Annotated in this window: 7 protein-coding genes and 1 pseudogene; 3 read left to right on the top strand and 5 right to left on the bottom strand. The window is 62.3% G+C overall.

The genetic code is table 11. The annotated features are described in order from the left end of the window. Window positions 1-462 precede the first annotated feature (462 nt). From ACIQ67_RS19325 to ACIQ67_RS19305, 5 genes and pseudogenes are all read right to left on the bottom strand, one after another. Complete coding sequence (locus ACIQ67_RS19325; RefSeq protein ID WP_397536005.1) at window positions 463-762, bottom strand: BrnA antitoxin family protein; 300 nt, start codon at window positions 760-762, stop codon at window positions 463-465. Then, window positions 746-973: pseudogene (locus tag ACIQ67_RS19320) on the bottom strand (BrnT family toxin); the annotation flags it as partial. The gene ACIQ67_RS19325 and the pseudogene ACIQ67_RS19320, both read right to left, overlap by 17 nt. A gap of 156 nt (window positions 974-1,129) precedes the next feature. Continuing rightward, complete coding sequence (locus ACIQ67_RS19315; protein ID WP_397536004.1) at window positions 1,130-1,504, bottom strand: DUF4440 domain-containing protein; 375 nt, start codon at window positions 1,502-1,504, stop codon at window positions 1,130-1,132. A 186-nt stretch (window positions 1,505-1,690) separates the two neighbouring features. Next, window positions 1,691-2,005 carry a DNA-binding transcriptional regulator gene (locus ACIQ67_RS19310; protein WP_263569136.1) on the bottom strand — a complete coding sequence of 105 codons (315 nt, stop codon included), beginning with the start codon at window positions 2,003-2,005 and terminating at the stop codon, window positions 1,691-1,693. Continuing rightward, window positions 1,989-2,300, bottom strand: coding sequence for a type II toxin-antitoxin system RelE/ParE family toxin (locus ACIQ67_RS19305; protein WP_397536003.1), 312 nt, complete (start codon window positions 2,298-2,300; stop codon window positions 1,989-1,991). Before ACIQ67_RS19305 ends, ACIQ67_RS19310 begins: the two co-directional genes overlap by 17 nt. Window positions 2,301-2,557: 257 nt before the next feature. Between ACIQ67_RS19305 and ACIQ67_RS19300 the strand changes: the two genes are divergently transcribed. The 3 genes from ACIQ67_RS19300 to ACIQ67_RS19290 all read left to right on the top strand — a co-directional run. Next, window positions 2,558-3,622 (top strand): integron integrase, encoded by a 1,065-nt coding sequence (locus ACIQ67_RS19300; protein ID WP_397536002.1) that lies wholly within the window; start codon window positions 2,558-2,560, stop codon window positions 3,620-3,622. 96 nt (window positions 3,623-3,718) lie between these two features. Then, window positions 3,719-4,786 (top strand): dTDP-glucose 4,6-dehydratase, encoded by a 1,068-nt coding sequence (rfbB, locus tag ACIQ67_RS19295; RefSeq protein WP_397536001.1) that lies wholly within the window; start codon window positions 3,719-3,721, stop codon window positions 4,784-4,786. 4 nt (window positions 4,787-4,790) lie between these two features. Then, window positions 4,791-5,272: SDR family oxidoreductase (locus ACIQ67_RS19290; protein ID WP_397536000.1), on the top strand; the 482-nt coding region annotated here is incomplete at its 3' end.

Here is a 5,272-nt window from a genome sequence, read left to right as displayed (position 1 = left end):
CCAATTCTCGACGCCAAGGCCCAGGCCAAGGAGGCCACGACGAAGAGAGCAAGGAAGAACTCATACTCGATCATTCGATACGAACCCTCGCCATCGCTTCCCGTGATCGCCGGTAGCCAGTGAAGCCAGCTCCAATTGAACCACCCATGCCACATCCAAAGGCCCCATGCCAAGGATGCACCAAGGGCGGCGGCGAAGCTCAAGAGTGCGAGGTCATTTCCAAGGTTCCTCGTTCGCTTACTAAGGCCAAGAAGAACGAGAAGGCCAAAGACGCCAAACAGTATTCCCCGGCTCGCATTTGGCCAAAACACGGGGTCCCATGGTGCAGCCCAGCACTCCGCTGCTAACCAAGCGAGTACCGCTTGCACTGCGACAGGTCGAAATTTCATGCTGCCCAACGTTGAAGCTGAGCCGCGAGCGGCGGCCTGCCGACGCGAGTCGGCTCAAGCGACTGGTTCGGCCTCACGCTCGTCGCGAGTGCCGCGCTACGTACTGCTGAAGCACTCCGTCCATGCGCGACTGCCACCCCTCACCAGTCGATTTGAAGTACGCCACAACCTCTGGGCTGTAGCGGACCGACACCAGCAGCTTCTTGTTCTCTGACTTAGGCCGACCACGCACGGCCTTCATCGGGACCATGGCCTGCAATTGCTTAGGGGTCAGGGGCTGCGCATCCGGGTCAGCCTTTGCAGCTGCCGTAATCGCTTTGTCTTCCGCCGTCGTCGGCATGAAGATGGCCGGGCGCTTAGAAATTTTGGACATAGTGCTTCACCTCGCGTCGGTTGGCCTTGCGCAAGCTGATGATCCTTCGCGCGTCGCCACGATCCACAAATGCCACGTAGTAGAGGATTCCGGTGTCAGGCGCCAACGCGATCATGCGCAACTCGCCGTACTCACACCGCTCATCAACCCACACCATTGATGCATCCCAATTGAGTCCGGCAGCCAATGCCAGCGATAGCCCGTGCTTCTCAAGGTTGCTCGCATCTTAGGCTGGGTCGAACTCAATTCGCATGCTTTAATGTAGCTACATTAAATGTGGCAGTCAATCGCATGGCACGGCTGCATTGGAGAGTCCGAACGTTCTACCTAAGTGGCCTGCCGAAGGCAGGCCCCCTTGACGGAGGGGCTAGGCAGCGCCTGTATCTTGGCTGAACACATTAAGCCACCCTTCTGGATAGCATTGCCACAAGGACGAGACGTACATGCGCCTCGGTGGTGCATCGACAGGCGCGCTTCGCGTGCGAAATCGTGCTAAGTAGGCGAGCATCACAACATCTGCCTTCAAGACTACAAGACGAGCTTCCTGGATTTCATAGGTTGACACGACGGGCCCATCGTTGAGCTGGCTTACGTGTTGCTGTCGACCGGCGAATCCCGTTGAGTAGACACCCAGAAAGCTCTCGTGAATGAGGCTCTCATCAGCTGAAGGATCACCCCGAACGGCGGCTTCCCAGACTTGGCGTTCAAGATCAAGTATTGCTGATAGGTCGGGCGGGGTCATAGAGAGGAGAGAACTGAAGCTGGGGCCGAGGAGCACACTTGATCGATGCCTTTGGTTCCGCCTAACGTTGAAGCTGAGCCGCGAGCGGCGGATGGGCACGGAAGGCCCAGAATGAAATGGGGGCCTGAAGTGACCAGCCGTTGCGAGTCGGCTCGAACGACCGGTTCGGCCTCTTGCGCATGAGGCCTACTTGTGCGCCACCGCGAGCAACGCCTTCGGATTGGAACTAGCGATGGCCAACAACGTGCGGGCTGCCCCGCTTGGCTGCTTGCGCCCTTGCTCCCAACCCTGCAAGGTACGAACCGATACACCCATCAGCGCAGCGAACTGCGACTGCGATAGTCCCGTCTTATTGCGAGCATCAATGACTGGCGACGCCACAACACGGACTTGTCCCGCCTTCATTTCACGCACGGATTGCAGAAGCTCAGCAGCAAGATCGCGTTTGGCTTCGTACGCAGTCAGTTCTGCGTCGGTCAGGGGTTTACTCTTCGAGGGCACGGCGAATCTCCTTCAACTTTGGGCCGGTCAGGTTGTCCGTTTTTGATTTCGCATAGAGCGTAAGCAAGACAACTTCACCTTCTGCATTACGAGTGAAGTAAATCACTCGCACGCCACCCGACTTGCCCGAACCTGCGCGACCCCAGCGCACTTTGCGAATGCCGCCGGATTCGGGCACGACGTCTCCGGCAGTGGGATGCTCTGCAATGTGAGCGGCAAATACGCCGCGCTCCTCCTCGCTCCAATAGAGCGGCCACTGGCGTTGGAAGAGAAGAGTTTCGACGACTGTGAGCACTGCCGAACTATACGCCTAAGGCGCACAATCGTCCAGAAACGAATTTCAAGAGGCCGAACGTAATGTAGGGCGACAGGCGCTGCGCCCTAACGCCGGCCGTTGCTGCATAACTTGGGACGGTGGCGTCCCCCTAAGTGCTTGATGCACGGCGCTTCCCCTTTTGCTTGACTGTATGTTTATACAGTACTAAATTTACCTGCAAATCCGGCAGTTTGTTACACCGAGTTCGGTGGCTCGCCGGAACGCAGGAGAGCCGTATGCTGCCATCAGTTTCTGGGTTAGGTCCAGCGCGAAAAACCCTGCGCCCGGCATCCAATCCAGCCAACAAACTGCCACCGCTGCAGTCGGCCAAGCTGCTGGACAAGTTGCGCGAGCGGGTTCGCTACCTGCACTACAGCCGGCGCACCGAGGAGGCCTATGTCTTCTGGTGTCGTGCCTTCATTCGCTGGCATGGCCTGCGCCATCCTGCAGACATGGGCGGCGCTGAGGTCGAGGCCTTCCTGAGCTATCTGGCGGCTGATCGCGGCCTGGCGCCCTCCACGCACAAGCAGGCTTTGTCGGCCCTGCTCTTTCTGTTTGGCAAGGTGCTGGGCGTCAGCCTGCCGTGGATGAGCGAGATCGGCCGGCCGCAGGTGCAGCGCCGGCTGCCCGTGGTGCTTGCCGTCGATGAAGTGGGCGCTCTGCTGGCGCAGGTGCAAGGCGCTGAGCACCGCCTGCTCGCTCGCTTGCTCTATGGCACCGGGCTGCGCATCACCGAAGCCCTGCAGCTTCGGGTCAAGGATGTGGACTTCAGCCAGCGGGCGCTGTTCGTGCGCGCTGGCAAGGGCGGCAAGGATCGCGTGGTGATGCTGCCGCAGGCTCTGCACGCTGAGCTGCACGAGCAACTCGGCCTCGCACGGCGCGTCTGGGCGGCCGATGTCGAAGCCGGCCAGGCCGGGGTGGAGATGCCCCACGCGCTGGAGCGCAAATACCCCCGGGCCGGCGCGTCATGGAGCTGGTTCTGGGTCTTCCCGCAGGATCACCTGTCTACCGATCCGCGCAGCGGCGTTTTTCGCCGCCACCATCTTTACGACCAGACCTTCCAGCGCGCCTTCAAGCGCGCGCTGTCGGCGGCCGGCATTGCCAAGCCGGCCACACCGCACACGCTGCGCCACTGCTTCGCCACCCATCTTCTGCAAGGCGGCAGCGACATACGCACCGTGCAGGAGCTACTCGGTCATTCAGATGTGGGCACCACCATGATCTACACCCATGTGCTGAAGATGAGCGGCGGTGCCGTGCGCAGCCCGCTGGATGCACTGCCCGGTCAGCCCGTGAATTAAGGCGCCCGGTCCGCCCTGATGGGCCCATGGCGCGCTTGGCGCCCGCGGTACGATGCGGCCCAAACACCTCGACTCAGACACAACACCTCCTCTGCTATGACCATTCTTGTCACCGGCGGCGCCGGCTTCATCGGCAGCAACTTCGTGCTGGACTGGCTGGCCTCGCCCGAGTACGGGGATGAGCCGGTCGTCAACCTCGACGCCCTCACCTACGCGGGCAATCTGGAGAACCTGAAGTCGCTGCAGGGCGATGCGCGCCATGTCTTCGTCAAGGGCGACATCTGCGACCGCGCGCTGATCGACCGCCTGCTGGCCGAGCATCAGCCGCGCGCGCTCGTCCACTTTGCGGCTGAGAGCCATGTGGACCGCTCGATCAGCGGCCCCGGCGCCTTCATGCGCACCAATGTCGAGGGCACCTTCACGCTGCTGGAAGCGGCCCGCGCCTACTGGGGCGCGATGGCTGAGCAAGCCAAGGCGGCTTTCCGCTTCCACCATGTCTCGACCGACGAGGTCTATGGCTCATTGAAGGCCGACGACCCTCCCTTCGCCGAGACCAATCCCTACGAGCCCAACAGCCCCTACTCGGCCAGCAAGGCTGCCAGCGACCACCTGGTGCGCGCATGGCACCACACCTATGGCATGCCGGTGCTGACCACGAACTGCAGCAACAACTACGGCCCCTATCACTTCCCCGAGAAGCTCATCCCGCTGATGATCGTCAACGCGCTGGCCGGCAAGCCGCTGCCGGTCTACGGCGACGGCCAGCAGATCCGCGACTGGCTCTATGTGAAGGACCATGCATCGGCCATCCGCGCGGTGCTGGCCGGCGGCCGGGTGGGCGAGGTCTACAACGTGGGCGGCTGGAACGAGATGGCCAATATCGACATCGTGAAGACGGTGTGCGCGCTGCTCGACGAGTTGCGCCCCTCGGCTGACGGCCCCTATGCACGGCTCATCACCTATGTGAAAGACCGCCCCGGCCACGACCGCCGCTACGCCATCGACGCACGCAAGATCGAGCGCGAACTGGGCTGGCGCCCCGCCGAGACCTTTGCCACCGGCATCCGCAAGACGGTGCAGTGGTATCTGGACAACCCAGAGTGGGTGAGCCATGTGCAGAGCGGCAGCTACCGCGACTGGGTGAGCCAGCAGTACGGAAGCTGACGACATGAAAATTCTGCTCTTGGGCAAGAGCGGCCAGGTCGGCTGGGAGTTGCAGCGCGCCCTGGCACCGCTGGGCGAGCTGGTGGCGCTGGACCGCAGCGAAGGCGCTGATCTGGGCGATAACGCAGCGCTCGCAGCCGTGGTGCGCGCGCATGCGCCGCAGGTGATCGTCAATGCCGCGGCCTATACCGCTGTCGACAAGGCCGAGAGCGACAGCGAGATGGCGCTGCAGGTCAATGCCCATGCACCCGCCCGGCTGGCGCTGGAAGCTAAGGCCCTGGGCGCGCTGCTGCTGCACTACAGCACCGACTATGTTTTTGATGGCAGCGGCGAGCAGCCGCGCGCCGAGGACGCGGCGACAGGCCCCTTGAGCGTCTACGGTCGCAGCAAGCTGCAAGGCGAGCAGGCGATCCGCGCCAGCGGCTGCCGCCACCTGATGCTGCGCACCAGCTGGGTGTATGCGGCGCGCGGCGGCAATTTCGCCAA

Source organism: Roseateles sp. (assembly GCF_044373315.1).
Classification (GTDB): Bacteria; Pseudomonadota; Gammaproteobacteria; order Burkholderiales; family Burkholderiaceae_C; genus JACDQM01.
This window is presented reverse-complemented; position numbering and strand designations above follow the sequence as displayed.

Excerpts from the sequence above, each read along its gene's own strand:
- rfbB (WP_397536001.1), top strand. The coding sequence starts at position 3,719 with ATGACCATTCTTGTCACCGGCGGCGCCGGCTTCATCGGCAGCAACTTC.
- ACIQ67_RS19300 (WP_397536002.1), top strand. The coding sequence starts at position 2,558 with ATGCTGCCATCAGTTTCTGGGTTAGGTCCAGCGCGAAAAACCCTGCGC.
- ACIQ67_RS19315 (WP_397536004.1), bottom strand. The coding sequence starts at position 1,504 with ATGACCCCGCCCGACCTATCAGCAATACTTGATCTTGAACGCCAAGTC.
- ACIQ67_RS19325 (WP_397536005.1), bottom strand. The coding sequence starts at position 762 with ATGTCCAAAATTTCTAAGCGCCCGGCCATCTTCATGCCGACGACGGCG.